General features: G+C 34.9%; 27 protein-coding genes. 14 read left to right on the forward strand and 13 right to left on the reverse strand.

Annotated elements, in window-relative coordinates; all coding sequences use genetic code 11:
• Positions 1-96 precede the first annotated feature (96 nt).
• The 8 genes from ANASTE_RS02610 to polA all read right to left on the reverse strand — a co-directional run bounded on the left by ANASTE_RS02610 (position 97) and on the right by polA (position 9,278).
• A complete protein-coding gene (locus ANASTE_RS02610; RefSeq protein WP_198004096.1) occupies positions 97-255 on the reverse strand; it encodes a hypothetical protein in 159 nt (52 codons plus the stop codon).
• A gap of 114 nt (positions 256-369) precedes the next feature.
• The gene (locus tag ANASTE_RS02615; protein ID WP_007049352.1) at positions 370-768 is read right to left on the reverse strand and encodes a putative ABC transporter permease; all 399 of its coding nucleotides are present in this window, start codon (positions 766-768) and stop codon (positions 370-372) included.
• A 63-nt stretch (positions 769-831) separates the two neighbouring features.
• Positions 832-2,013 carry an aspartate aminotransferase family protein gene (locus ANASTE_RS02620; protein WP_007049353.1) on the reverse strand — a complete coding sequence of 394 codons (1,182 nt, stop codon included), beginning with the start codon at positions 2,011-2,013 and terminating at the stop codon, positions 832-834.
• Positions 2,014-2,016: 3 nt separating this feature from the next.
• The gene (gene argB / locus ANASTE_RS02625; protein WP_007049354.1) at positions 2,017-2,871 is read right to left on the reverse strand and encodes an acetylglutamate kinase; all 855 of its coding nucleotides are present in this window, start codon (positions 2,869-2,871) and stop codon (positions 2,017-2,019) included.
• On the reverse strand, positions 2,871-4,091 hold the full coding sequence (gene argJ / locus ANASTE_RS02630; RefSeq protein ID WP_007049355.1) for a bifunctional ornithine acetyltransferase/N-acetylglutamate synthase: 1,221 nt from the start codon (positions 4,089-4,091) through the stop codon (positions 2,871-2,873). Before argJ ends, argB begins: the two co-directional genes overlap by 1 nt.
• 825 nt (positions 4,092-4,916) lie before the next feature.
• Entirely contained in the window at positions 4,917-5,954 is a 1,038-nt protein-coding gene (gene argC, locus ANASTE_RS02635; RefSeq protein WP_039944641.1) for an N-acetyl-gamma-glutamyl-phosphate reductase, read from the reverse strand.
• Positions 5,955-5,988: 34 nt separating this feature from the next.
• Positions 5,989-6,612 (reverse strand): dephospho-CoA kinase, encoded by a 624-nt coding sequence (gene coaE, locus ANASTE_RS02640; protein ID WP_007049359.1) that lies wholly within the window; start codon positions 6,610-6,612, stop codon positions 5,989-5,991.
• Entirely contained in the window at positions 6,612-9,278 is a 2,667-nt protein-coding gene (gene polA, locus ANASTE_RS02645; protein WP_007049360.1) for a DNA polymerase I, read from the reverse strand. Before polA ends, coaE begins: the two co-directional genes overlap by 1 nt.
• 132 nt (positions 9,279-9,410) lie before the next feature.
• On the opposite strand from polA, the gene rsmG reads away from it, so the two are divergent.
• Entirely contained in the window at positions 9,411-10,121 is a 711-nt protein-coding gene (gene rsmG, locus ANASTE_RS02650) for a 16S rRNA (guanine(527)-N(7))-methyltransferase RsmG (protein WP_007049361.1), read from the forward strand.
• 669 nt (positions 10,122-10,790) lie between these two features.
• Here the strand turns inward: rsmG and ANASTE_RS02655 are convergent.
• On the reverse strand, positions 10,791-11,375 hold the full coding sequence (locus ANASTE_RS02655; RefSeq protein ID WP_007049362.1) for a TetR/AcrR family transcriptional regulator: 585 nt from the start codon (positions 11,373-11,375) through the stop codon (positions 10,791-10,793).
• 122 nt (positions 11,376-11,497) lie between these two features.
• Here ANASTE_RS02655 and ANASTE_RS02660 point away from each other — a divergent pair, with 122 nt between their 5' ends.
• The 6 genes from ANASTE_RS02660 (at position 11,498) to ehuA (ending at position 17,208) form a co-directional block, all read left to right on the forward strand.
• The gene (locus ANASTE_RS02660) at positions 11,498-12,394 is read left to right on the forward strand and encodes an ABC transporter ATP-binding protein (RefSeq protein WP_007049363.1); all 897 of its coding nucleotides are present in this window, start codon (positions 11,498-11,500) and stop codon (positions 12,392-12,394) included.
• The gene (locus ANASTE_RS02665) at positions 12,387-13,172 is read left to right on the forward strand and encodes an ABC transporter permease subunit (RefSeq protein ID WP_039944644.1); all 786 of its coding nucleotides are present in this window, start codon (positions 12,387-12,389) and stop codon (positions 13,170-13,172) included. The genes ANASTE_RS02660 and ANASTE_RS02665 overlap by 8 nt, the downstream gene beginning before the upstream one ends.
• A 631-nt stretch (positions 13,173-13,803) precedes the next feature.
• The gene (locus ANASTE_RS02670) at positions 13,804-14,646 is read left to right on the forward strand and encodes a transporter substrate-binding domain-containing protein (protein WP_007049365.1); all 843 of its coding nucleotides are present in this window, start codon (positions 13,804-13,806) and stop codon (positions 14,644-14,646) included.
• 195 nt (positions 14,647-14,841) lie between these two features.
• Entirely contained in the window at positions 14,842-15,678 is an 837-nt protein-coding gene (locus tag ANASTE_RS02675; RefSeq protein WP_007049366.1) for an ABC transporter substrate-binding protein, read from the forward strand.
• Between the two features lie 105 nt (positions 15,679-15,783).
• Positions 15,784-16,437 (forward strand): amino acid ABC transporter permease, encoded by a 654-nt coding sequence (locus tag ANASTE_RS02680; protein WP_007049367.1) that lies wholly within the window; start codon positions 15,784-15,786, stop codon positions 16,435-16,437.
• Positions 16,438-16,446: 9 nt separating this feature from the next.
• Complete coding sequence (gene ehuA, locus ANASTE_RS02685) at positions 16,447-17,208, forward strand: ectoine/hydroxyectoine ABC transporter ATP-binding protein EhuA (RefSeq protein ID WP_007049368.1); 762 nt, start codon at positions 16,447-16,449, stop codon at positions 17,206-17,208.
• A 133-nt stretch (positions 17,209-17,341) separates the two neighbouring features.
• Here ehuA and ANASTE_RS02690 read toward each other — a convergent pair whose 3' ends face one another.
• Both ANASTE_RS02690 and ANASTE_RS02695 read right to left on the reverse strand, forming a co-directional pair.
• Positions 17,342-18,055 (reverse strand): fibronectin type III domain-containing protein, encoded by a 714-nt coding sequence (locus ANASTE_RS02690; protein WP_007049369.1) that lies wholly within the window; start codon positions 18,053-18,055, stop codon positions 17,342-17,344.
• Positions 18,056-18,178: 123 nt separating this feature from the next.
• Positions 18,179-19,531 carry an ATP-dependent metallopeptidase FtsH/Yme1/Tma family protein gene (locus tag ANASTE_RS02695; protein WP_007049370.1) on the reverse strand — a complete coding sequence of 451 codons (1,353 nt, stop codon included), beginning with the start codon at positions 19,529-19,531 and terminating at the stop codon, positions 18,179-18,181.
• A gap of 127 nt (positions 19,532-19,658) precedes the next feature.
• Between ANASTE_RS02695 and ANASTE_RS02700 the strand changes: the two genes are divergently transcribed.
• The gene (locus ANASTE_RS02700) at positions 19,659-20,039 is read left to right on the forward strand and encodes a hypothetical protein (RefSeq protein WP_039944646.1); all 381 of its coding nucleotides are present in this window, start codon (positions 19,659-19,661) and stop codon (positions 20,037-20,039) included.
• 37 nt (positions 20,040-20,076) lie between these two features.
• Here ANASTE_RS02700 and ANASTE_RS02705 read toward each other — a convergent pair whose 3' ends face one another.
• The gene (locus tag ANASTE_RS02705; protein ID WP_007049372.1) at positions 20,077-21,135 is read right to left on the reverse strand and encodes an NADH:flavin oxidoreductase; all 1,059 of its coding nucleotides are present in this window, start codon (positions 21,133-21,135) and stop codon (positions 20,077-20,079) included.
• A 334-nt stretch (positions 21,136-21,469) separates the two neighbouring features.
• Positions 21,470-22,516, reverse strand: coding sequence for an NADH:flavin oxidoreductase (locus ANASTE_RS02710; protein WP_007049373.1), 1,047 nt, complete (start codon positions 22,514-22,516; stop codon positions 21,470-21,472).
• A gap of 486 nt (positions 22,517-23,002) precedes the next feature.
• Between ANASTE_RS02710 and ANASTE_RS12050 the strand changes: the two genes are divergently transcribed.
• The 6 genes from ANASTE_RS12050 to ANASTE_RS02730 all read left to right on the forward strand — a co-directional run bounded on the left by ANASTE_RS12050 (position 23,003) and on the right by ANASTE_RS02730 (position 25,901).
• Positions 23,003-23,179, forward strand: a complete 177-nt coding sequence (locus ANASTE_RS12050; protein WP_007049374.1) for a hypothetical protein — start codon at positions 23,003-23,005, stop codon at positions 23,177-23,179.
• Between the two features lie 120 nt (positions 23,180-23,299).
• Entirely contained in the window at positions 23,300-23,461 is a 162-nt protein-coding gene (locus ANASTE_RS11880) for a hypothetical protein (protein WP_007049375.1), read from the forward strand.
• Positions 23,462-24,118: 657 nt separating this feature from the next.
• The gene (gene infC / locus ANASTE_RS02715; protein ID WP_083781735.1) at positions 24,119-24,640 is read left to right on the forward strand and encodes a translation initiation factor IF-3; all 522 of its coding nucleotides are present in this window, start codon (positions 24,119-24,121) and stop codon (positions 24,638-24,640) included.
• A gap of 20 nt (positions 24,641-24,660) precedes the next feature.
• Complete coding sequence (gene rpmI / locus ANASTE_RS02720; protein ID WP_007049377.1) at positions 24,661-24,855, forward strand: 50S ribosomal protein L35; 195 nt, start codon at positions 24,661-24,663, stop codon at positions 24,853-24,855.
• Between the two features lie 17 nt (positions 24,856-24,872).
• Positions 24,873-25,226 carry a 50S ribosomal protein L20 gene (gene rplT, locus ANASTE_RS02725; RefSeq protein ID WP_007049378.1) on the forward strand — a complete coding sequence of 118 codons (354 nt, stop codon included), beginning with the start codon at positions 24,873-24,875 and terminating at the stop codon, positions 25,224-25,226.
• 171 nt (positions 25,227-25,397) lie between these two features.
• Positions 25,398-25,901 carry a VanZ family protein gene (locus tag ANASTE_RS02730; protein ID WP_052294579.1) on the forward strand — a complete coding sequence of 168 codons (504 nt, stop codon included), beginning with the start codon at positions 25,398-25,400 and terminating at the stop codon, positions 25,899-25,901.
• Positions 25,902-25,904: the final 3 nt, after the last annotated feature.

Genomic DNA, 25,904 nt, shown 5'->3' on the forward strand with positions numbered 1-25,904 from the left:
CTATTATGCTAGTTAATGTAATATTTTTAGCATATTTAATTTAAATTTTATTTGCTAAAGCCAAGAGAAAAATAATACAAATAATCATAAAATATATTATTTATTTTCCGGACTCATAACAGGAAATTTTTTATATAAATAATCATCGTTATATGTCTTATCCATCCATTCTCCGATAAATGTTTTGGCAGGAATATTTTTCTGCCTTAAAGCCATTCTTCCGAGAGCGGTATATGTCAGTATCATATTTATCACAATAAATATTACTACAGCTATAAAAATAGGATGTCCTATTTTATAAGGGGTTTTTTGAAGCAACTTTGATACAAAAGGATAAACTATCTTTATAAGGACTGTACCGCCTATCCCCTAGCCTATCATGTAAGGAATGGTGGTTCTTCCGCATATGTTAAGAAATCTGCCAGTATAATCCCAGAATTCAACGCCGAAGACAACATCGGCTATCCAGCTTGTAGCAAATTCCGTAACCCCTCCAATGATAGAAGCGTATAATAAAGTCTTCCAAACATTTCTTTTATCATTATTTTTACCGAGAAAAATAACAAAAATAGCTACGCCTATTCCATATATGGGACTGAAAGGTCCATAGAGCAGACCCTGCCTGTCGGTGATTACATGATATTTTACATACCATAAAATTTCTTCATAATAAGTCCCCAGCAAACAGCCTATCAAGAAAAACACAAATATTATTTCAAAACAGTAACCTTTGGCAAATACTTTATTTTCATTATTTTTTTCATTCATTTTTTATGACCCTTTAATTTACAAGATATATTATTATCTAAATATTACCGATTTCAATCATGTTTATATTTCATCCAAGATACCGTCAAGGATTTCAATACAATTATCTATATCCCCTTTGGAAACAATAAGAGGCGGAACAAATCTGATTATGTTTACTCCCGAATTAAGTAACAACAAACCTTTGGAAAGAGCACTATTTATTATATCCGCTACCGGGAATTCAAGTTCCATTCCAAGCATCAAACCAACACCCCTTACGTCGGTTATGAAAGGATATTTCTCTTTTAAGCTCTCTAGTTTTGATTTTAAATATTCCCCTTGCTCTTTTACGTTATCAAGTATACCCTCGTTTAAAATCTTGTTTACAACGTATTTGCTTGCCGTAGAAGCAAGTGCATTTCCTCCGAAGGTAGAAGCATGGTTGCCTGGTTCGAAACCTTTAGCTTTATCTTCGCTTACCAAAATCGCACCTATAGGGAAACCTCCTCCGAGACCTTTCGCCATTGCCACAACATCGGGAACTACATCGAAATATTCATAAGCAAATAAGTATCCCGTCCTGCCTATACCGCACTGAACTTCGTCGAATATAAGAAGTATATCCAGTTCGTCACATAACTTTCTTACCTTTTGTAAAAATTCTTTAGTTGCGGGTCTGATACCGCCTTCTCCCTGTACGGGTTCGAGGATAATACCGCAGGCACCGCTCCTAGCTTCTTTTTCCAAGGCTTCATAGTCCATAAAATCAACATGAGTCACATCGGGTAAGATAGGTCCCAGACCCTTTTGATACTTAAGCTGTCCCGTTGCGGTTATGGAACCGAAAGTCCTGCCGTGAAAAGAATTCTTCATTGCGATTATCTTAGTTTCTTTATTTTTAAATTTATAAGCATAAAGTCTTGATAACTTCAAAGCCGCTTCGGTAGCCTCTGCTCCCGAATTACAGAAAAATACCCTGTCCAGCTTGCTGTTATCGACTAAAAGCTTTGCGGCTTCCACATTTGCCTTTGTATAATAAAGGTTTGAAACATGATAAAGTTTCTTCATCTGTTCGCTTAAAGCATTGTTAAGTCCCTCGTCGTTATAACCGAGAGCATTTACCGCAATCCCCGCTACAAAATCAAGATATTTATTTCCCTTATCATCATACAGATATACCCCTTCTCCTCTGTCAAAAACCACGGGAATCCTCCCGTATGTATTCATTAAGACTTCACTGCCCGTTTTTACCGTATCTTCCATTTCTTACTCCTTAATCATCGTTCCTATTCCATAGTTGGTAAATAATTCTATTAATAAACTATGTTCAACTCTGCCGTCTATTATATGTACGCCTTCAACGCCGTTTTCAACGCTTTCTTTTGCACCCTTTATCTTCGGTATCATACCTCCGTCTATTGTGCCGTCGTCGATAAGACCTTGTACATCGCCTATATTTATTTGTCTGATTAGGTTTTTATCCTTATTGAGGACTCCCTCTATATCAGACATGAATAACAATTTCTTTGCACTCAGTGCACTCGCCACATGACAAGCAACAAAATCCGCATTGATATTATAACTGTGTCCCGTCTCGTCAACACCTACAGGAGCTATGATAGGAATGAAATCATCATCTATGAGTTTTGCTATAAGCATAGGATTTACACTTTTTATCTTACCAACATAGCCTATATCATCTCCTCCTGGAGTATGTTTTTCGACTTCGAGGATATGACCGTCCTGTCCTGAAATACCTATGGCATTCATTCCCTGATTTGTAAACAGTGAAACCAAGTCTTTATTGACTCCTCCGGCAAGGACCATCTGAACTATATCCATAGTATCGTTATCGGTATATCTAAGTCCGTTTATAAACTTGTGTTCTTTACCGACTCTATCCAGCATCTTATTGATATCTTTTCCGCCCCCGTGAACGATAACAGGCATTATACCAACAAGCTTCATAAGAGCGATATCCTTTATTACGCTGGCTTCCATTTCTTTATCTACCAGTGCCGCTCCGCCGTATTTGATTACTACTATCTCACCGTAGAACTCTTTTATGTAAGGAAGAGCTTCTATTAAAATATTGGCTTTTTCCATATATTTATCATCCATCAGCTTCTGTACTCTCCGTTTATTTTTACATATTCATAGCTTAAATCACAGCCCCATGCAGTTGCTTTTTCATTTCCCATATTCATGTTTATATCTATTTCTATTTCAACTTGCTGTAGTATTTCAAGGGCTTTTTCTTCGTCAAAATCAAGAGCTATCCCGTCTTTATAAAGTTCGATTTCTCCTTTTGCACTCTTAAATGAAAGAGTAACGATATTTGGATTGAATTTTACTCCCGAATATCCTGCGGCACAAAGTACCCTGCCCCAGTTTGCGTCTTCTCCGAAGAATGCAGTTTTTACAAGAGAAGAACCTATTATGCTCTTGGCTATTTTCTTCGCATTTTCTTTCGTGTCGGCATTTAGTACATTTACTGCCATGAACTTCGTAGCCCCCTCTCCGTCTTTTACGATTTGAGTGGCAAGGTGTTTACATACAAAAGTAAAGGCATCTTTGAACACATTATAGTCCTTATGCTCTTTTGTAAGGAGTTCGTTTCCCGCCATGCCGTTAGCAAGGGCAATCACACTGTCGTTTGTCGAAGTATCTCCGTCAACGGAAATCATGTTATATGTATCGTCGGCTATCTCTTTTAAAAGGTCTTTGAAAACAGCGTCGTCTATGTTTACGTCGGTAGTGATAAAGGAAAGCATTGTCGCCATGTTCGGATGTATCATTCCCGAACCTTTGGCTATACCTCCTATTTTGACTTTCTTATCGTCGATTATTATTTCAACCGCTTTATCTTTGATAAAAGTATCGGTGGTAAGGATACCTTCCGCACAGTTTATCCCGGAAACTATGTCATCATCGAGAGCAAGAGAAACTTCTCTTATACCGCTGATAATGGTATCCATAGGAAGCTGTACGCCGATTACTCCCGTAGAATTCACATATACGTCTTCGGGTTTTAATGCAAGACATGCAGCAGTCTCTTCAGCCATTTTATATGTATTGTTAAGCCCTTCTTCTCCCGTACAAGCATTTGCGTTACCGCTGTTGATGATTATGGCTCTTGCTTTTTTACCTTTATTATACAACTCCATATTATGAAGCACGCTTGAAGCCTTTACCTCATTTGTGGTAAATACCGCAGCTACATTGCAAGGCTTCTCTGAATATATAAGAGACATGTCTTTTCTCTTTCTCTTTAGTCCGGTAGACTTACCGGCAGCATAAAATCCTTTTGGTGCAACAACGCATCCTTTTTCTGTTTTCATTGTTATACTCCTTACTATTATTTGTAAGGCTTTGCCTTACAATTCCTATAAGGGACTTTGCCCCTTACACCATGCTTAAACTTTGCTCGCCCTAATTTGCAAATATTCCTAAAGCAAATCTGCTCATATTATTTAGTGTACTTCGTACACACAGATTTTAATTAATTAAAATCTAAAAATCTTCCCTAAAAGATTTAATTAGTCAATTTAAGAATAAAGGACTTCACTCAATCGCCGTAATGGCTTTTACACTGCTCGATGTAACTGTTAGCTATTTCGAAGAAATAGGCGTATATTATTTATAGAATACGCTCAGTCGATAAATTGATAAACAACATGAACAAATTCGCTTTAGCGATATTTGTGAATTATTAAGAAACGCTACCCGCGTTTCTTAGAAAAGAAGCTACTCCATCCTTCAATTAAACATTTATATATTATAAAAAATAATAACTTTTCATTAATAAGGGGCGGGAGAGCGACTGTTTCACAAAATATTCTTATATTAAAGTTTATAACTCTTTCAGGTAAATAGCGGGTGATATTCTTAAATAAGTTAAAGATCCCTTTTGCCGAAGGCTTAGCACCACGCAGTGGAAGAATTTGACTGTTTACCCATTTAATAAATGGACTGGATTTTATTAAAATCCAGATGTGCCTTGGCACATTAAACAACACGAGCGGATTTGCGTCAGCAAGATTTGCGAGTTTCCATAAGTTTTTTTTCTTCGGAAAAAACTTCGCAGGGTTCCTAAGGGACGGAGTCCCTTATAACAGGGTTTTAAGGGTGGATAGCCCTTAATCCTTTCTTTCTTTTAAAAGAAATCATATATACATAGGAACAAAATCAATCCCTTCTTTTTCACCAAAGCCGAACATTATGTTCATATTCTGCACCGCCTGTGATGAAGCACCTTTCATAAGGTTATCGATAACGCTTGATACTATGACTCTGTTCACTCTCTTATCGAGAACAAAGCTCGTATCTAAGATATTAGTTCCTTTTACGTAATTGGTTACGGGAAGGTCTCCCGTTTCTCTCAGCCTTATAAAATATTCATCTTTGTAATATTTTTCATAAGCTTCTTTTATATCACTTTCCCCTACTCCCTCGTTTACATTTGCATAAATAGTAGTCAAAATCCCTTTGTTCATAGGTACCAAATGAGGAGTGAAAGATAAAGTTATATCTTCTCCAAGCTTGGATAACTGCTCTTCTATTTCCGGAGTGTGTCTGTGAGTTCCTATTCCATACACTTTTATGCTTTCGTTGCATTCGCAGAATAAAGACCCGGTCGCGGCTTTTCTGCCCGCTCCGCTGACACCCGACTTTGCGTCTATAATGATAGAATTTATATCTATAAGTTTTTCCTTTACCAAAGGATAAAGAGATAATATGGAACAAGTAGTGTAACATCCCGGATTTGCAAGAAGTCTCGTTCCTTTGATATTTTCTCTTTCTATTTCACATAAACCGTAGACACTTTCACTGAGCACATCTTCGCCGTAATGTTTTGTCTTGTACCATTCTTCATATGTATCTATATCACTGAGCCTGAAATCCGCCCCAAGGTCTATCACCTTTGTTTTTTCCAAGACTTCCTTAGTTACGACTTTTGAAGCTACTCCGTGAGGAAGAGCCATGAATACCACATCGCATTCATCCGCAAATTCATTCATATCACTATCCAGACATTCTCCGTCTTCTATATCTTTAAAAGCCTTATATACATCGCTGAAATCCTGCCCAACATAACTGTGGGAACCCAGCTTTATATTTCCTACTTCTTTATGTTTTTTAAGTATACTTACAAGGATCGCTCCGGTATAACCCGTAGCTCCCAAAATACCGACATTTATCATTTCGTTACCTCCATAATATGATACATTATACATATTAATGTATATTTATGCAAGTATTATTTTTAGAAAATTTACTCTGATATACTTTTTTGATATTATCTTTTAGCTCACTGTAATTCCCGTCATTATTTACGACTATATCCGAAAACTTTATTTTCTCTCCCGGACTCATTTGAGCTTCTATCCTCTTTATTGCGTCTTCCTTACTTATCTTATCCCGAAGCATTACCCTCTTAAGCTGGATATCGTAAGAAGTATAAATAAGCATTACCACATCTACAAAACCCGTAAGCTTTTCTTCTATGAGTAAAGGGCAGTCATAAACAACGTAAGGCTCTTCTTGATTTCTATATTTATTAACAAGCTCATTGAATCTATTCGTTACTTCGGGGTGAACGATATCATTTAACTTTATCCTTGCTTTCTCATCGGAGAAAACCAGAGCCCCCATTTTTATCCTGTTGAGCTCTCCGTTTTCCGTGATAAATTCTTTGCCGAATTCATTTTCTATTTTATTTAGTCCCCTGCTTCCTTTTTCCACAGCTTCTCTGCTGATTTTATCTGCATCGATTATGGGGATATCGAATTCTTTATTGAGTATTTCACTTGCGGAACTCTTTCCCGTTCCTATTGAACCGGTAAGACCTATTATTTTCATTATTTCGCCTCGAACCAAGTTTTTCCCACAGAGATATCAGCCTTAAGCGGACATGACATATCTACCACGTTTTCCATTTTATCTTTTAGAAGTGCCTTTACTTCCTCTACTTCTTCCATAGGTGTATCGATTATAAGCTCATCGTGTACCTGAAGAATTAGTTTTGCTTTAAGCTTTCTCTTATTAAGTTCGTTTTGAACATTAACCATAGCAAGTTTTATAATATCCGCCGCACTTCCCTGAATAGGAGTGTTGAGTGCCGTCCTCTCTCCGAAGGACCTTACGTTAAAATTCTTGGAGTATATTTCATTTATATATCTTCTTCTGTTGAACATAGTCGTAACATATCCTTGTTCTTTTGCGGTAACTACTATATCTTCCATGTATTTACATACTCCCGGATATTTGGAAAGGTAAGTATCTATATATTCCTTTGCGTCTTTTCTTGCAATACTAAGACCCTTTGCAAGACCGAAATCACTTATCCCGTAAACTATACCGAAGTTTACCGCTTTTGCACTGCTTCTCATTTCGGATGTCACTTCATCTATAGGCACATTAAATACTTCGCTTGCTGTCCTTGTATGAATATCTTCATTGTTCTTAAATGAATTTATCAGCTTTTCGTCCTTTGAAATATGAGCAAGCACTCTAAGTTCGATTTGAGAATAATCCGCATCAACCAGTACATTATTTTCACTGCTTGAGATAAATACCTTCCTTATTATCCTTCCCTCTTCCGTCCTTACGGGGATATTCTGAAGATTGGGATTGGATGAAGATATCCTGCCCGTTGTGGTTATGGTTTGATTAAAGGTGGAATGTATCTTATTGGTATCCTTATCTATAAGACTGACCAAACCTTTAACATAAGTGGAATTGAGCTTGCTTATCTGCCTTAAGTCTATTATCATAGGGATTATTGGATGATGATCTCTTAATTTTTCAAGGACTTCTATATTCGTCGAGTATCCCGTCTTTGTCTTTTTAAGTGCGGGAAGCCCCATTTTATCGAATAAAACATGACCGAGCTGTTTCGTGGAATTCACATTAAAATCCTCATCTTCGCCCGCGGCTTCTCTTATATTTCTTGTAAGATCCTCTACCCTTTTATCAAAATCCACACCAAGCTCTTCAAGAGTATTCAAATCTACTTTGAACCCTTCAAGTTCCATATCACCTAAAACATACATCAGTTTATGCTCTATATTTTGATATAAGTCTTCCATTTCCTCTTCTTTAATTTTTTCCTTAAAAATCCCAGCAAGAGAATATATGCTTTTAGCTTTTTTCATCTGCATATTGTATTTATTGTTGTCTTCTATATCAAGAAAGCTCTGCTGTACGGCTTCGCCTTTTTCTTCTTCCAAATCTATATCGAGATATTTCTTGCTCATTACTTCGAGAGAATATCTTTCATCGCTTGGATTTAAAACATATCCCCCGAGATAAATATCAAATCTGCAATGTATATCATCATATCCCTGAGACACAAACACTTTATAAACGTCTTTAAAGTTATGAGTAACTATATCAAGTCCGCTTCTCATTATTTTTACCAGTTCACTTATGTCCGATACGCTGCTGTCATAAAGATAAAAATTATCTTTATCAAAAATCATGGCACTTTTTATCGTCTTTAAATCGTCGCTTAAAACAAAATAAACACTGAGGGATTTTTTATCTTTGATATTATTTAAAACTTCATCCAATGATATATCTTTCGAAATGGTTTTATATTCTTCTTTTATATGAGAAAAATCGTCTTTTTCGTTTTCTTTATTATCTTCCCTCGTGTCATTGGCTTTTACACCAAGCTTTTTGATTATTGATTTTAAATCAAGCTCACGGAGTATAGAGATGAATTCTTCGTTTTCAAAATTAAAGTTACATTCCTCGTTTAAATCTAAGTCAATATCCATATTTACTTCAATGGTTCCCAAGTCTTTACTTAAGAAAGCATTGTCTTTATCATTTATAAGCTTTTCCTGTAATTTACCTTTTATTTCCTCTATATGTTCATAAACTCCGTCCAAATCAGAATACTTTTCAAGCAAATTAAGAGCGGTCTTTTCCCCCACTCCTTTTACTCCCGGGATATTATCCGACTTATCGCCCATCAATGCCTTAAGGTCTATCATCTGCTTAGGCGTAAGGTTATACTTCTCTTTTAAATAATCCTCATTAATCACTTCGATATCGCTTATACCCCTTTTTGAATAGAGTATCTTAGTATGTTCCGATACAAGCTGGAATGAATCTCTGTCTCCGGTAATTACTACGGTATCTATACCTTCTTTGTCAGCCACTTCACTTACGCTTCCTATTATATCATCGGCTTCATAATCGTCTACTTTCAAAGAGATGATATTTGCTGCGTCAAGGAGCCTTTCTATATAAGGTATCTGCTCCCTCAGCTCTTCGGGCATACTTTGTCTTCCCGCTTTATAATCGGCGTATTTATCGTGTCTGAAATTCTTATGTCCCTTATCGAACGCCGCATATAAATAATTTGGTTTTTCATCGCTTATCAATTTTAATATTATATTTAAAAATCCGTAAACCGCATTGGTTGAAATACCTTTCGGAGAATGCATGGGTCTTACCCCGAAAAAGCATTTATAAATAATCGAATATGCGTCTATAATAACAAGTTTTTTCTTCATTGTGTCCTCTCATTCCGTTTAAAATCTTCTTATAAAGGATAACATAAATACGTGGAAAAATAAACATGTTACACCTTTTTCTTGAAGCGTAATTCTGTTATACTATTTTTGACATTAACTTAGGAGAATATTATGGATTTAAGAGAATATTTAAAAGCGGGACTAAAAAAATCAGGTATAGAAATAGAAGATAACAAGGCAGAAAAACTATTAAAATTCATGGAAATAGTTTTAAGAGAAAATAAGAAATTCAACCTTACGGCTATAACCGACGAAAAAGAGTTCATCGAAAAGCATATAATCGACAGTGCCATAGCGGTAAAATACATAAAAAACGAAGGGAAACTCATAGATATAGGTTCGGGAGCGGGAATGCCGGGAATAATCATAAAAATATTAAATGATGATATGGATATACTTCTCCTTGACAGTTTAAACAAAAGAGTAAATTATTTGAACGAAACAATAAAAGAACTTGAACTAAATAATATAGAAGCCATACATGCAAGAGCCGAAGAACTTTCTCACGATAAAGACTACAGAGAAAGTTTTGATTATGTGACCGCAAGAGCGGTAGCTAAGCTAAATGTACTTACCGAGTACACCACTCCTTTTATAAAATCAGGAGGTAAATTCATAGCTTTAAAGGGAAGCAGAGGAAATGAAGAATTAGAGGAAAGCAAAAATGCGATAGGTTCACTTTCATGCAAACTACTGGACACTCATAAGATAAATCTTCCATACTCAAATGCAGAAAGGGATATAATCGTAATAGAAAAGATAAAACCGACTTTAGACAGATATCCGAGAAAGCAGGCGAAAATCAAAAAAAGTCCTCTATAAAAGGCGATACCAAAAAACCACTGAGAGCTCCCCTTCCTCAAATAAAAACCGGCTCGTCAGGTTTTCATATCTTCCTAAAGCAAATTTTGATAATAAAATAAATTCGAAATGATGTATAAAACGTATTTCACACATCCGAAATCAAAGCAAATCTTAAAAAGACTTCAAAGAAGTCTTTTTTTAATATCGATTAAATTAATTATTACAAAAATCCTTTCGTTCCCAATATCAGTCTGAAGACCTAATATATTTTATAAATAAAATATATATTTCTGCATAATATTAACAGTAAAAATCTGACCGATATTCATTAACAGTCTATCACCTTATAAAAAACTATAAAGGTTAATAATTATTTTAAGGTAATATAAGTTATATGACCTAAGTAATTTTAAGCTTTTTATTATTTACATTAAATAAACTTCAAATAATTATCCATACATTTTAAGTATTTAAGTTCTCGGATAATTTATATATAAAAGAGTAAATATGTTTTATATCTTTTGAAGATCATATCAGCTTTACGCATTATAAATTTCCCCAAATAAATCAATTATTTTAAAATCCTTAAATCCTATTTTAAAATATTTTAACTTATTCTTTAATTATAAATCCATTTAAAATAATATTGATAAATTTGATATTGCTTTTATGAATAAAAATATGTTTTTACTTCTCGGACGGTTCACCTCTATCGGTTTTGATATTTTCTGCTATCATTTTCAGGATACCCTTGGAAGTTATGTTGTACACCAACTCGATTATTTCTTCTTCACTATAGTCTTTATTATTCTTTATCCACTTCTTTATAAGCCCGAAGCAAGCCGATACATGATATTCTATGATATATTCGAATTTCTTTTCATTGACAAGTTCAAACTGACTCTTTATAAAGGGAATAAGAAATTCTTTTACCTTATCCTCCAAAATATAATGATGATGATTTTTTAAAAGCAGTTCTATATACTTTTCCTTTGACTTAAATATACTTAAAAACATATACATTATCTTGTCGCTGTTCAAGGCGGTCTCAAAACTATCTATATTAGAGAAGGCTTCTCTCGGTGAAGTCATTATATCTTCTATCGCCTCATCCAGTAAATCGTATATGTTTTCAAAGTAGGAATAAAATGTGGAGCGGTTATATCCGCTGAGTTCGCACAGCTCCCTTATTGATATCTTATCTATCGTTTTTATTTGATATAACTGCCAAAATGCTGTTATAAAATCGTTTCTGGTCTCTTCTCTCTTCATGTAAATACCTCGAAATCATTATAACTCAAAACCGACAATTTGTATATAATTGTTGATTGATTTAAGTGAGCCTTGACATTAGAATGTTATAGATATAAAAAATGACATAAGGAGTGTGATTTATGAATACTATCGAAATAAGTCATTTAACCAAAGACTACGGAAATCACAAAGGTGTATTCGATGTTTCTCTGAGTATTAAAAAAGGAGAAGTCTACGGATATCTCGGTCCCAACGGAGCGGGCAAATCCACGACGATGAGACATCTAATGGGCTTTGTAAGACCCGAAGTCGGAAGTGTAAAGATAAATGATATGGAATGTTGGGATGATCAAAAGAAACTTCAGGAAGATATGGGGTACCTTGCGGGAGAAATCGCTCTTCCCGAAGATATGAACGGTCTTAAATATTTAAAGCTGATTGCGAACATGAGACATATGAAGAGTTTTGCTCATGCGGAAGAACTGCTTGATCTATTCAAAATAGACCCAAATTCAAACATCAAGAGCATGTCTAAAGGAATGAAGCAGAAAGTAGCCATAGTCGCGGCTTTTATGCACGACCCGGAAATACTTCTCCTCGATGAACCCACGAGCGGTCTGGATCCTTTGATGCAAAATAACTTTATAGAACTTATACAAAAGGAAAAATCAAAAGGAAAGACCATAATCCTTTCTTCTCATATATTCGAAGAAGTGGAAAAGACATGCGACAGAGTGGGTATGATAAGAAACGGTAAATTAATAAAAGAATTTACCATAGACGAACTTAAACATTCAAAACTCAAGACGTATAAAGTGGAACTTAAAAATGACAATGACGTACAAAATCTGAAACTAAAATTCCCCGACGCAAAATTCAAAGAAGCGGAAAAACAAATGATAATCTCTATAAACGACAAAGATATAAACACTTTGATAGGAGAATTATCAAAATGCGACATAAACTTTCTAAAGGAAGAAAAACATACGCTTGAAGAATACTTCATGCAGTTCTACGGAGGTAATGACAATGTTTAGTTTCCCTTATTTTAAGCAAACAATAAAATCCAATATGAAGTTCTTATTAGCCTTTACGGCTGTTTTATGCATATTCCTGACTGTAATGTGCTATGTATTCACACCGCAGGCTATGTCGGGTCTACAGTCGGCTACGGCGGGTACCCTTGCGGGCAACCTGTTATCCGGTAACGGTACCCTTGTAGGCTTCATGTCAAATTCATTCTACGCCCTTATGGCGATAATCTTCCCTATGGTTTACTCAATCATGGTAGGAAACAGGATGATAGCGGAAAAAATCGACAAAGGAAGCATGACGGGATTTTTATCCACCCCTACCACCAGAAATCAAATCACCATAACCAGTGCGGTTTACTTTATCCTTTCCCTCGCAGTAATGTGGGGCATTGCTTCGGGAGTAGGCATAGTTGCAGCAAACGCTTTTCAGCCCGATGCACTGGATATAGAAACGTTCCTGACTCTAAACCTCGGAGTTTTCCTATATCACTTGGTGATAAGCGGTATATGCTTTTGTGCTTCATGCGTATTCAATACCTCTAAGGACTCTCTAACATTGGGAGCGGGCATACCTCTGTTCTTCTTCGTCGTAAGCCTGTTTATCAAATTATCTCCCGACTTGGACTTCTTGAAATACGTAACATTGAATACATTGTTCGATACTCAAAATATACTGCTGGGAAGCGGTTACGGCACGGAATTCATAGTAATGGGAGTTATATCTCTTGTACTATATATCACGGGTATAGTATGGTTTAACAAAAAAGATTTACCGCTTTAAAATATAACTTCCGCAAAACAATCCTAAAACCTCTCTGTAAAAACAGAGAGGTTTTTTATAACTCATTGAACTTACTTTTATAAAATGATGATATTGTTAAAAACCCAACTGACAGATTTCCGACTGCATTTTATAGTCGTGACTCCCCTAAGTCAATAAAAAATCATTTAAACTTTTATTTAAGACTTCGGGCAGCGGTCGTTTCAAAAATCTATTATTCATCAATAGCTGATAAATCTTTTGTGTAATCAGCATATGAAAGCGGAAGGATGTTTAATATCTCTTTTAGCGAAGCTTTAAGCTTCTGCGTTGAGAAAGGTCTTTTCTTCCATTTTGTGACTATTAAAAGACTTCGAAAAAAGCTTACTAAAATTTACTTAAGTAAATTTTAGATGTGTGAAACACAATTAATAACACCAGAGGATTTGCTTCAGTATTATTTGCGAGTAGGATAAGCAAAGAATAGCGAGGTTTTAAAAGAGTGGAATCCCTTTGAATTTTGTTTCTTTTAAAAAGGAAACTTAAGTATAAATATAAATAAAAATGTATAAAAATAAAAAAGTGCTTGATTTTTAGGTAAAATCATAGTAAACTTTTATTAATTTCAAAGGGAATAAACGGAGGATTAATTATGAAATTGAAAAAAGTCATGGCAGTTACAATGGCTGCACTAATGAGCCTTGCCGTATTTGCGGGATGCGGTAACAAAGATAATGCGAACAGCTCTGAAGTAAAACTTGTAAAAGAAGGAACTCTTACCGTAGGTCTTGAAGCTTCTTATCCGCCAATGGAATACATAGACGAAAAGACAGGCGAACTTGCGGGATTCGATATCGAGCTTGCTAAAGCTATCGCTAAAGATATGGGACTTGAAGTTGAATTCGTTCAAGTTGGGTTCGACGCTATATTTGCAGGTCTTGACGCAGATAAATATGATGTTGCGATTTCCGCTATCAGCGTAAACAAAGACAGACAGGAAACTTTGGCTTTATCAGACACTTACCTTGCCAATCAGCAAGTAGTTATTTCAGCTAAAGACGGAAAACAAATCAAATCGGTTAAAGAACTAAGCGGCAAAAAAGTTGCGGTTCAAGTAGGTACAACAGCCGATGAAGCTTGTCAGTACTATCAGGAAAAAGAAGGTCTTGAATTCGACTTACAGCAATTAGACGATATGACGGCTGCTTTCCTAGCTTTAAAGAGCGGAAATGTTGACTGTGTAGTAACAGACTTGGTAGTTGGTGATTACTATGTAAACAACTTCCCTAAAGATTATGTAAAATCTTGCGATAAACTTACAAACGAACCTATCGCTATTGCAGCTAAAAAATCAAATACAGCTTTAATAGCCGAAATTAACAAATCTTTAAAATCACTTATCGACAGCGGCAAAACATCTGAAATTTCCAAAAAACTGTTCGGTGAAGATTTAACAAAGAATATCGACGCTAACTTAAAGAACTACGATGAATAAAAATCAACATAAAAAAAGAGTCTGACATAGGCTCTTTTTTATTTATTAAAAAGGTATAAAGATTTTTAACATATCATTAATATAGTATAAATATACATAAATATTTATAAAAATTAACAAAAACTATTGCATTTATTTACATTGTGTAGTATATTTAGATGTAAATTTTTTACTTATTTTTGGAGGAAATACAATATGAAAAAAGGAAAGAAAATCGCGGCTATAGTTCTAACATCTGTTTTGGGATTCAGCTTACTCAGCGGCTGCGGTTCTAAAGATACGGTTTCGGCGGAAGCTCAGTTTACAAAGGACAAAACATTGGTTGTAGGAATAGACAATACATATCCCCCTATGGAATACGTGGACAAAAACGGCAAGACGGTCGGTTTCGATATCGAATTTGCAAAAGCCATAGGAGAAAAAATGGGAAGGAAAGTCGAGTTCGTAAACAGCTCATGGGACGCTATTTTCGCGGGGCTAGACGCAGATAAATACGACCTTGTGATCTCCTCTGTGGGAGTAAATAAAGACAGACAGGAACAGCTTGCACTATCAAATCCTTATCTTGCAAATCAGCAGGTAATAATTTCATCTAAAAGCGGAAAACAAATCAAATCCGTTGAAGAACTTGCAGGTAAAAAAGTAGGCGTACAAGTAAGTACAACTTCGAATGATACATGTAATTATTACTTATCAAAGGGAATCGATTTTGATTTAAGAGAATACGACGGAATGACCGAAGCATTCGTAGCTCTTGAAGGAGGAAGTGTCGACTGCGTAGTGACAGACCTTGTGGTCGGAGAATATTACGTTCATAAAAATACAAATAAATTTGTAAAGACATGCGATAAACTCACAAACGAACCAATCGCGGTTGCGGCTAAAAAAAGCAATCAGGCTCTTATAGATAAAATCAATCCTATACTCGAAGAACTAAGCAAAGACGGAACGATGACAAAAATATCAAAGAAAGTATTTGGTAAAGATTTAACACAAAATATAGATACGACTTTAAAAGGATATGACGAATAACCGTATATATTGTGGTATTAGAGAAAAAAGTAAGAGGTCTGCTTGCCAGGCTTCTTGTTTTATTATATAATGTAAAAGATTAAACGTAAAATAGGAGAAAATATTATGACTAGTGTGCAGATTTCGAAATTGGCAGCAGGAACAGTGTCGACCATAGAACTTACTCTTATAAGTATAGTTCTCGGTATGATACTCGCTCTTGTGATTGCATTTATGAGCATCGGCAGAAATAAAATATTAAAAGGGATTGCATGGATCTATACTTGGGTGTTCAGAGGAACTCCTCTGCTTCTTCAAATAATGGTAGTATATTTTGCCATACCTTTAATGGTAAAACAAATGGTGGGTTCACCGCTGAATTTCGAACCGTTCACAGCGGCTATCATAGCCCTTACATTAAATACGGCAGCTTATACTTCTGAAATATTCAGAGCGGGTATCCAGTCAATAGACAAAGGTCAGATGGAAGCGGCAAAAGCCCTCGGGATGACTTACTCTCAGGCAATGTTCAAAGTAATAATACCTCAGACGGTTTCAAGGGTAATACCTCCTTTCGCAAATGAGTTTATCATGATATTAAAGGATACATCTTTGGTTTCAACTATAGGTATGGCCGACTTGATGAGAGTTTCGAAACAATTTGCGGCAAGCGGTGACTGGAGCTACTACTTTGTGGCAGGCGGGATATATTTGGTACTTACATCGGTATGTATAGTATTATTCCAAAGACTCGAAAAGAAAACCAGCAGGTACATTTAGGAGGATATTATGAGCAGTGTAAAAGTAGAAAACGTAAAAAAAGATTTTGGTGAACTAAGTGTACTCAAAGATATAAATCTTACAATTGAAAAAGGTGAAGTCGTTTGTATAATCGGTCCTTCGGGGTCGGGTAAAAGTACATTTCTAAGATGTCTAAACCACTTAGAAAAATTGACTTCAGGCAAAATATACATAGACGATGAACTCGTTTTTCACAGAGAAAATGATAAAAGTGTAGTAAAGACTGAAAAGGAAAAGCTTGTTGAGATACGTACAAAGATAGGCATGGTATTCCAAAGATTCAATTTATTCCCTCATAAGACGGTTCTTGAAAATGTAACACTTTCTCCAATGGTAGTTAAAAAGGTGGGAAAAGAAGAAATAGAAAAGAAAGCCTATGAACTTTTGGATATGGTCGGACTCAGAGATAAAGCAGACGAATATCCAAACAGATTATCGGGAGGTCAGCAGCAAAGGGTCGCTATAGCCAGAGCCCTTGCAATGGATCCCGAAATAATGCTTTTCGATGAAGCAACATCAGCTCTTGACCCGGAACTTGTAGGAGAAGTTTTGGAAGTTATGAAAAACTTGGCTAAAAAACATTCCATGACCATGATAGTCGTTACTCATGAAATGGGCTTTGCAAAAGAAGTAGCGGACAGAGTCATATTCATGGCTGACGGTGTGGTGGTTGAAGAAGGTCCCGCGAGAGAACTTATCGACAATCCTAAACACGAAAGAACGAAAAAATTCTTAAATAAAGTTTTATAAAAATCAAAGAAGTAAGTTTTCTTACTTCTTTTTTAATGCCATTTAATTTACAATCAAACAATAAATTTATTTATCTTATATAGATTTTTATGAAATAAAAAAGACCGACTTATATCGGTCTTTTGATTTATTATTATTTTACCTTAGGAGTCCTTATAGGTTTGGTGAATGAACTCTTAACGCTTCCTCTTACCGTTCTTACTTTGTAATAGTATCTCTTGCCCTTTTTAAGCTTCTTGTTTGTGAATTTGTTGGACGTTGTGGTCTTTACCTTTTTGTAGCCTTTTGTTTTCTTTGTTGAACGGTAAATTTCATATTTCTTACCGCCCGTTGCTTTTTTGAAAGATAAAGTCACTTTTCTTTTACCCGCTTTTGCTTTTACTTTTGTTGGGGCTTTTAAAGTCGCAACTTTTATTTCGGTCAATGCCAATTCCATACTGCTGCCGGTCTCGTCGGTAGCATCAGCTATCCCTACAACTACATAATTTGCACCGTTTGGAGCTTTCTTGGTATTAAGTGTCGTTTTATATGTATAAGTTCCTTTAAAAAGTTTTGTACTTCCTTCGGATAAAGTTTGACCTTTTGAACCCATTAAAAAACTGACTACTCCTGTATATCCGTTACCGAACGGATCTTTTACAGTTGCCGTCACATTTATTTTTTCACCCTTATAATATACTTTCTTATGAGTAGGTGAAGAAATTTTTACATACTTATTTGTAACTACTTGTCTCGGTGACTTTACATTTAACGATTTTTTCGGAGTAGCTGCGCTTACAGCAGACACACAGGAAAACATAAATAAAGACGCAACCAAACCGCATAATATTTTTTTAGAATTTTTCATATTCAAATTCCCTCCTTATCTTAATCACAATTTTATCACACATCATCCTACTTTGCAATTCGTTTTCATAAAAAACAAATAAAAAATAACTGCTCCTAAATCGAACAGTTATTAATCAATTTTTTATACTAAAGCAGTATCGAAGATTTTTTCCAAATCTTTGGACGATAAATCTTCCTTCTTGTAAAGAAGTTTTGCGAGCTTATTTATAGCTTCCACATTCGATTTTATAATGTCTTTCGCTTTCAAATAAGTAGAGTCCAATATTTTCGTTACTTCTTCGTCTATTTCATCTTTAAAAATAGTATCATTTTTGATATCAAAAGTCTTATTTTTATATTTGCTCATCCCATATTCGCATACCATGGAATTGGCAAGCTCGTTTGCCTTTGCTATATCATTTTGAGCACCTGTGCTTATTTCTCCGAATATTATCTCTTCGCTGGCTCTTCCCGCAAGAAGCATACAGATTTTTTCTTCGAGTTCTTTCTTTGTGAGTATCAAGTTATCTTCTCCGCTTCCCGTAAGGACAAAACCGAGAGATACTCCGTATGGGACTATAGTTACCTTATCGGGAAGTACTCCGGTCAGAATGAAGCTCACGAGGGCATGACCCGCCTCATGAAAAGATACTATCCTTTTTTCCTTGTTATTTAAAATCATGCTCTTATTTTTGAGCCCCGCCATGGTTTTTATGATAGCTTTATCGAATTCATCGTTGGTTATTACTTTCCTGCCTTTTCTTATTGCCATAAGTGCCGACTCGTTTACTATATTTGCGAGATGTGCTCCGCTGAGTCCGTTTGTCTTTTCTACTATCTTTTGTATATCGAGATTTTTGGATACGGGTTTACCCTGAATATGATGATTTAAAATTTCTTTTCTCGTTATACTCGAAGGATTGCCCACATAAATATGTCTGTCAAATCTTCCAGGTCTTAAAAGTGCGCTGTCCAGCATATCCATCCTGTTTGTCGCCGCCATTACGACGACCCCCGTGTTTTCGCTGAAACCGTCAAGCTCTATTAAAAACTGATTTAATGTCTGGTCTCTCTCGGAATTATTATCGGTGCTTCGGCTTACTCCGATTGCATCAAGTTCATCTATAAAAATTATCGCAGGGGCTTTTTTTCTCGCTTTATCGAATAAAGCTCTTATCCTGCTTGCACCTATACCTACAAACTTTTCAATGAATTCACTTCCCGAAGCATACATGAACGTAGCTCCGCATTCCCCTGCCAAAGCTTTTGCTATAAGAGTTTTCCCTGTTCCGGGAGGTCCGTAAAGGAGTACTCCGCTGGGTATTTTCGCTCCGAACTTTTTATACTTTGCAGGCTTTGTCAAAAAGTCGCTTATTTCCAAAAGTTCTTCTTTTATTTCATCTAAACCCGCAACATTTGTAAAGTTTATATCGCTTTTTATGACCGCAGGATCTTCCGGTCTGTTACCCATAAATTTTATATATGAATTCTTCATCTTTGTCCCCCAATTTCATGTGCTAATGATATTATTGTTAACATTTTTGATTTTTATACTACTATGAAAAAAAATATTTTTTATTTATATTATGTGGTATAATAATATAAAAGCAGGAGGTTTTAATATGAACAAAGACGATTTATTAAACAAAGCAAGTGAATTTTTGGGAGAAGCAACAGAAAAAGCGAGACAATTTTCTTCGGAAGCTTTAGAAGCATCCAAGAGCTTTGCGGAAAGTGCAAAGAAAACAATTCAAGCAGAAAAATTGGATTATGAAATTTCAAGAAAATACAGAGAAATCGGTAAACTTGTATATTCAGCATATGAAGAAGAAGGTTCTTATGAACATGTGGCTGACGAACTATGTGAAGAAATAAACGCTTTATTCGATCAAATCATAGCAATCAAACTCGGAGAAGATGCCGATGTGAGCGATGAAGAAAAAGAAGGCATCATCGAAGAAGTTAATGATATAATCGAAGAAGATAACGAGGACGAAGAATAAAAATCAAAAGACGAGAAAATCTCGTCTTTTTTTTATTTTAATAAAGGGTTTCATCTGCCTTTATCAAATTAGGACATTTATAGTCTCCCCTGTTCATATGACATTTAGGCTTGCAGTGATAACAATAATTTATAGGTATGTCGTTCTTTGCCTTATACGCCCACTGATAGTCAGCAATAAGTTCTCTTCCTATAGCGGTAAAATCCGCATAGTTATTTTTTAGCAGATATTCTGCTCTTTCGGGAGTAGAAATCATATTAACGGCTATAACGGGAACGTCTACGGCTTCTTTGATAAGCTTAGCGGAATATACGCTGTAATTGAAATCGGGATTATCGGTTTTGAGTGTTACGTCTTCTTTGTTTGCATATGAAATATCGAGTACATCCACCCCCGCTTCTATAAGCATCTTCGCTCCTTTTATCCCGCTTTCTATATCGGGAACGCATGGTCCGTATCTATAGTATATAGGCATGTCTTCCCCTACGGCTTCTCTCACCGCTTTTATTACTTCTATCGGAAATCTAAACCTGTTCTCTAAACTTCCTCCGTACTCATCTGTCCTCTTATTGTAATTCGGCGCAGTAAATTCACATAACAAATATCCGTGAGCTCCGTGAAGTTCCACCGCTTTAAATCCCGCTTTCTTCGCTCTTAACGCCGCATTTACAAAATATTCTTTTACCTTGATAAGTTCTTCCTTTTTTACTTCCCTGCTTCCCTCGTAGTCAGGATGTGCACTGGCACCGTAAGGATGTTCGCTCAGTTTCCCCGCGGCTCTTACTCCGGGATTATGAAGCTGTATCACAGAGAAACAGTCGTTGTCGTTAATGACTTTTGCGATTTTTGACAGTCCCTCTACGAATTTATCATCCCATATACCAAGCTGATAGAATGGTCTTTGCGATTTATCCGTAGCGGCTGCTTCCACGATTATCGTTCCTATTTCGCTTTTCGCTCTCTTTTCATAATATGATACGTGCTTATCCGTAACATATCCGTCTTCCTTTGCCAGCATAAAAGTGACCATAGGCGGCATTACTATCCTATTCTTTATCTTATTCCCTTTTATTTCATATCCATCAAATAACATCATTTATTCTCCTTTGATGATTTAATAATAACTTTTATAAATATTGAATTTCTATGTTTTATAACCTATTCGTAAAATTTCAAAAACTTATATCAAATTTACTTTTATATTTTTAAAACAGATTTGAATCAGCATTCATTTTACATTTGTAATTTCCTATAATACAAATATATAAATTATTTGTGATTAAATTTTCTTTTACATTAGGAACTTAAAATATATTGTTAAAAATAATAACCATAATTTAAAACAAACCTTGTTCTAATATATACAAAACCATAATGATATAATTTTAGCTTTAAATATATTAACTATATTGATTTTTCAGTAATCAAACTTAATACAAAGTATCCCCCGTCTTTATAAGGTTGGGACATTTATTGTCTCCTCCGTTCAAACGACATTTCGGCTTGCAGTGATAACAATAATTTATAGGTATATCGTTCTTTGCCTTATATGCCCACTGATAGTCGGAAAGAAGTTCTCTTCCTATGGCGGTGAAATCCGCATATCCTTCCTTTAAAAGTTTCTCGGCTCTCTCTGGTGTAGATATCCTGTTTACGCAGATAACGGGAATATCCGCATTTTCCTTTATTATTTTTGCACTTGATGTAACCGAGTTGAACTCGTGTTCTTTATCTTCCAAAGATGTTGAAGCATCGAAAGCAGAAGATATATTTAAGACATCCACGCCCGCGTTTACAAGCATATTCGCTCCCTTGATAACATCATCTATATCTTCCATATTAACTCCCATCCTGTAATAAATAGGATAATCCTCTCCAACAGCTTCCCTTACCGCTTTTGTGACCTCGATAGGAAAACGGTATCTGTCTTCCAAGTTTTCAAATCCGTACTCATCGGTCCTATTATTGTATTTTTTTAGAGTGAATTCACATAACAAATATCCGTGAGCACCGTGAAGTTCCACAGCTTTAAATCCGGCTTCTTTCGCCCTTACCGCCGCATTTACAAAGTCATTTACTGATTTTTTGATATCATCTTTTGACATCTGTCTGCCGTATCCCTCCAAAGGACTAGGACCGTAAGGACACTCTTCCATCTTTGCCTTTATTCCCGCATTATGAAGCTGAATTACGGAAAATGCTCCGTTATCGTTTATGGCACCTGCAAGCTTTTTAAGCCCCGGGATAAACTTATCGTCCCATATCCCGATTTGGTTCCATGCCTTTTGATTACCGTCTACACCGCTTGCCTCAACTATAATGGTACCTACTTCGTTCTTTGCTCTCTTTTCGTAGTAAGATATATGCCTATCATCTATAAAGCCGTCTGACCTAACGAGAGAATATGTAACCATCGGAGACATCACTATCCTGTTTTTTATAACGTTTCCTTTAAGTGTAAAACTATCAAATAACATTTTAACACCTCCCAATATAATGATTATATCATAATATTTATAATATTGAACATTTAAGACCTATCTGAAATATATATTTAAACCAAAGAAAGTATTATGAGTAAGGTTTCATATTAAAATATAGAAGTAAAAATATTTATTGATTTTAGCGGTAAAATAATATTTGTTTATAAAATCATCTGATAAATGAAATCATAATATCAATCATTCGTTTTCTGTGATTAAAATAATATATACTAATCTTTTATTAACACTTAATTTTCTTTACCGATTATAAGTAAATAACTTTAAATAAAGCATTGTATGTCTCATATCTTATTCATTTTAAATTTGCATACCAAATCTTCTTCCCCAATACATAATTCCTTACAAAAACCGACTTAAAGCATAAGAATAATAAATCCTACTTTATGCGATTATTTTATTGGCTTATGTGTTACCACAGTATATAATATATGTATTACCAAAAGCGAGGTGATTACTTTAATGGTAAAAAAAATGGGTAGACCTACAGATAACCCCAGGACTTATAATACCAGGATAAGGATGAATGAAGACGAAGTAAGAGTGTTGACTATATGTGCCGATAAGCTTGGCATGACACGTTCGGATGTATTAAGGCTAGGATTATCAATGGTTTACGAAGAAATAATAAAAAAATAAAAAGACAGCCCACCCTGCCATACCAAGCAATTATGTGGACTGTCACCCCTAACGGAGTATGTAAATATTATACACTGCATACTTCTGTTTGGCAAGGATAAAAACGGAGGTATATTTTTTATGAAATACAAATACATTGAATTCACATTAGATAGAGAAATAAAAGAAAAACTGGACAGATACTGCAAAGAAAATGACTTGACCATAGAAGAAACGGTAAATCTTGCCATCACAAAACTGGAAGATTTATATTTAAACGGTTCGGAGGGGAAAAATGATTGACGATATATTCGGCTAAATATATAGGAAATTCTGCCCTAACGATAGTAATTTTAAAGCGGAACATACACCAAAGAATATCAGAATGGAAAAATCAAACTTAACAGAGCATTTGAGAGAAATCATAACAAAAGAACGATATGTTTAAATTGAAGATACCATAAACAAATACGCCTATTTGATAGAAGAAGCATTTTTCATACAGGGATACAAAGAATCAATAAAAGATTTAAAAAAAATCTAGAAAAAGATAATATTATTAGTTTAGATATAAAAAACTTATGAGAGATACTAACTTTGTATCCCTGTTTTCTTAATCATATATTCATAAATTTTAATATTCAAAGTGTATTATATAACTATAACGATAAAACCTATTTATTATATATTTGATATAAGTCAATTAAAATTATAATAAATTAGTTATAAATAGTATTAAAAATCAAAATATAATATTATTAATTACTAACTTTTAACACAAAAAGCTTGACTAACAGGGATTTTACGGTTATACTATTTAAGTCAAACAAAGTAGAAGAATTGCTTCTCACCAAACAAACGTGGATTTAGTTTGGTAAATATATTGCAAATTAATTGTAGTGATATATTTAGGTAGCAGTTCTATGCTATCTATTTTTTTAATCATGGAGGTATAATTCGATTAAAGATTTTCAAATTAACGAACAAATCAGAGACAGAGAAGTAAGAGTTGTCGCTGATGATGGTTCTATGCTTGGTATTATGTCTGCTGAAGAAGCTTTGAAACAAGCCGATCAGAGAAACTTGGATTTAGTTAAAGTTTCCCCTGAAGCTAAACCGCCGGTTTGTAAAATTCTTGACTACGGAAAGTTCAAATACGAACAAAACAGAAAAGAAAAAGAAAACAAGAAAAACCAAAAGGTTGTAAACATCAAAGAAATCAGGACTTCAGTTAGAGTACAGGATCATGACTTGGAAGTAAAAGCCAAGAACTGCCGTAAATTCTTATCAGCGGGAGACAAAGTTAAAGTTTCCGTTAGGTTCAGAGGCAGAGAAATGGCATATGTAAACAGAGGTAAAGAAGTACTCTTAAAATTTGCTTCTATGGTTGATGAAGTAGGAACAATAGAAACTAAGCCTAAGCTTGAAGGACGTAACTATACTATGACTTTAAGCCCAATAAAAGGTAAAGAAAAAAAATAGCAGGAAGGAACGGATTTAAAATGCCTAAAATGAAATCGCACAGAGGTGCATCTAAAAGATTTAAAAGAAAAAAATCTGGTGTTATCAAAAGAAAGAAAGCTTTCAGAAATCATATTCTAAACAAAAAAACAACTAAGAGAAAAAGAAAATTAAGAAAGGGTGGCTACGTTTCTGCAGCTGACCAAAAGACAATCAGCTACATTATCGTTAAGTAGTTAAAAGGTGATGATATATGGCTAGAGTAAAGAGAAGTTTAAATAGTAAAAAGAAACATAAAAAAGTTTTAAAACTTGCTAAAGGTTATTACGGAGCAAAATCTAAATTATACAGACCTGCAAACGAAGCTGTAATGAGAGCTTTAAGAAGTTCTTATGCAGGAAGAAAACAAAAGAAGAGAGATTTTAGAAAACTTTGGATAACAAGAATCAACGCAGCGGCAAGAATGAACGATATGTCTTATTCAAGATTCATAAACGGTCTTAAAAACGCTAACGTTGAAATCGACAGAAAAATGTTAGCTGACATCGCTATGAATGACGAAGCTGCATTCGCTAAATTAGTGGAAGTTGCTAAAGGCGCACTATAAAATTCAAAGACATGACTTCGGTTGTGTCTTTTTTTATTTCAAAGAACCTTTTAATCACATATTTATTTGGTTAAAAAAGTCTTAAGATAATATTAAACTTCGATTTTAAAGTTGAGTTTATATATTATTTATTGTATCATGTTAAAGTATTATGAGAGAAAGAGGTAAAGTTTGAGTTATAAAAACAAAAAAGTAAATTGGTTTTGTCTATCGATTTTAGTTATATATATAATAATAGTTTTCTCCATGACTCTCGTTCCTTATATGGGCGAATACACATATGAAAGAAACTATAATTTGATCCCCTTTGCGAGTATTAAAAGTTATTTTGAAAGCCTTAGATATAACGGCTTTTTCAGCGGAGGACAGCCGAGCATGGTCGCATTTATAAACCTGTTTGGGAATATAGGTCTCCTTCTTCCCTACGGATTTTTGCTCCCTCTAGCCTTTCCGGGAAAGATAACTTTTAAAAAGACGGTCTTTACCGCATTTTTAATGACTACTTTTATAGAAGTTTCACAGTTCTTATTCCTTGTAAGCAGAAGAGCCGATATAGACGATGTGATATTCAATACACTCAGTGCGGTGATTGGGTATATTTTATACTTCATAATATGCCACAGACATTATAAATATTATAAGAAACATAAACCGAACGGTAAATATTTTTCATAAGAG

Source organism: Anaerofustis stercorihominis DSM 17244 (genome assembly GCF_000154825.1).
Classification (GTDB): Bacteria; Bacillota; Clostridia; order Eubacteriales; family Anaerofustaceae; genus Anaerofustis; species Anaerofustis stercorihominis.

Excerpts from the sequence above, each read along its gene's own strand:
- ANASTE_RS02615 (WP_007049352.1), bottom strand. The coding sequence starts at position 768 with ATGAATGAAAAAAATAATGAAAATAAAGTATTTGCCAAAGGTTACTGT.
- ANASTE_RS02620 (WP_007049353.1), bottom strand. The coding sequence starts at position 2,013 with ATGGAAGATACGGTAAAAACGGGCAGTGAAGTCTTAATGAATACATAC.
- argB (WP_007049354.1), bottom strand. The coding sequence starts at position 2,871 with ATGGATGATAAATATATGGAAAAAGCCAATATTTTAATAGAAGCTCTT.
- argJ (WP_007049355.1), bottom strand. The coding sequence starts at position 4,091 with ATGAAAACAGAAAAAGGATGCGTTGTTGCACCAAAAGGATTTTATGCT.
- argC (WP_039944641.1), bottom strand. The coding sequence starts at position 5,954 with ATGATAAATGTCGGTATTTTGGGAGCTACGGGTTATACCGGAGCGATC.
- coaE (WP_007049359.1), bottom strand. The coding sequence starts at position 6,612 with ATGAAAATAATAGGTCTTACCGGTTCAATAGGAACGGGAAAGAGTTCC.
- polA (WP_007049360.1), bottom strand. The coding sequence starts at position 9,278 with ATGAAGAAAAAACTTGTTATTATAGACGCATATTCGATTATTTATAAA.
- rsmG (WP_007049361.1), top strand. The coding sequence starts at position 9,411 with ATGGATTTAAGAGAATATTTAAAAGCGGGACTAAAAAAATCAGGTATA.
- ANASTE_RS02655 (WP_007049362.1), bottom strand. The coding sequence starts at position 11,375 with ATGAAGAGAGAAGAGACCAGAAACGATTTTATAACAGCATTTTGGCAG.
- ANASTE_RS02660 (WP_007049363.1), top strand. The coding sequence starts at position 11,498 with ATGAATACTATCGAAATAAGTCATTTAACCAAAGACTACGGAAATCAC.
- ANASTE_RS02665 (WP_039944644.1), top strand. The coding sequence starts at position 12,387 with ATGTTTAGTTTCCCTTATTTTAAGCAAACAATAAAATCCAATATGAAG.
- ANASTE_RS02670 (WP_007049365.1), top strand. The coding sequence starts at position 13,804 with ATGAAATTGAAAAAAGTCATGGCAGTTACAATGGCTGCACTAATGAGC.
- ANASTE_RS02675 (WP_007049366.1), top strand. The coding sequence starts at position 14,842 with ATGAAAAAAGGAAAGAAAATCGCGGCTATAGTTCTAACATCTGTTTTG.
- ANASTE_RS02680 (WP_007049367.1), top strand. The coding sequence starts at position 15,784 with ATGACTAGTGTGCAGATTTCGAAATTGGCAGCAGGAACAGTGTCGACC.
- ehuA (WP_007049368.1), top strand. The coding sequence starts at position 16,447 with ATGAGCAGTGTAAAAGTAGAAAACGTAAAAAAAGATTTTGGTGAACTA.
- ANASTE_RS02690 (WP_007049369.1), bottom strand. The coding sequence starts at position 18,055 with ATGAAAAATTCTAAAAAAATATTATGCGGTTTGGTTGCGTCTTTATTT.
- ANASTE_RS02695 (WP_007049370.1), bottom strand. The coding sequence starts at position 19,531 with ATGAAGAATTCATATATAAAATTTATGGGTAACAGACCGGAAGATCCT.
- ANASTE_RS02700 (WP_039944646.1), top strand. The coding sequence starts at position 19,659 with ATGAACAAAGACGATTTATTAAACAAAGCAAGTGAATTTTTGGGAGAA.
- ANASTE_RS02705 (WP_007049372.1), bottom strand. The coding sequence starts at position 21,135 with ATGATGTTATTTGATGGATATGAAATAAAAGGGAATAAGATAAAGAAT.
- ANASTE_RS02710 (WP_007049373.1), bottom strand. The coding sequence starts at position 22,516 with ATGTTATTTGATAGTTTTACACTTAAAGGAAACGTTATAAAAAACAGG.
- ANASTE_RS12050 (WP_007049374.1), top strand. The coding sequence starts at position 23,003 with ATGGTAAAAAAAATGGGTAGACCTACAGATAACCCCAGGACTTATAAT.
- ANASTE_RS11880 (WP_007049375.1), top strand. The coding sequence starts at position 23,300 with ATGAAATACAAATACATTGAATTCACATTAGATAGAGAAATAAAAGAA.
- rpmI (WP_007049377.1), top strand. The coding sequence starts at position 24,661 with ATGCCTAAAATGAAATCGCACAGAGGTGCATCTAAAAGATTTAAAAGA.
- rplT (WP_007049378.1), top strand. The coding sequence starts at position 24,873 with ATGGCTAGAGTAAAGAGAAGTTTAAATAGTAAAAAGAAACATAAAAAA.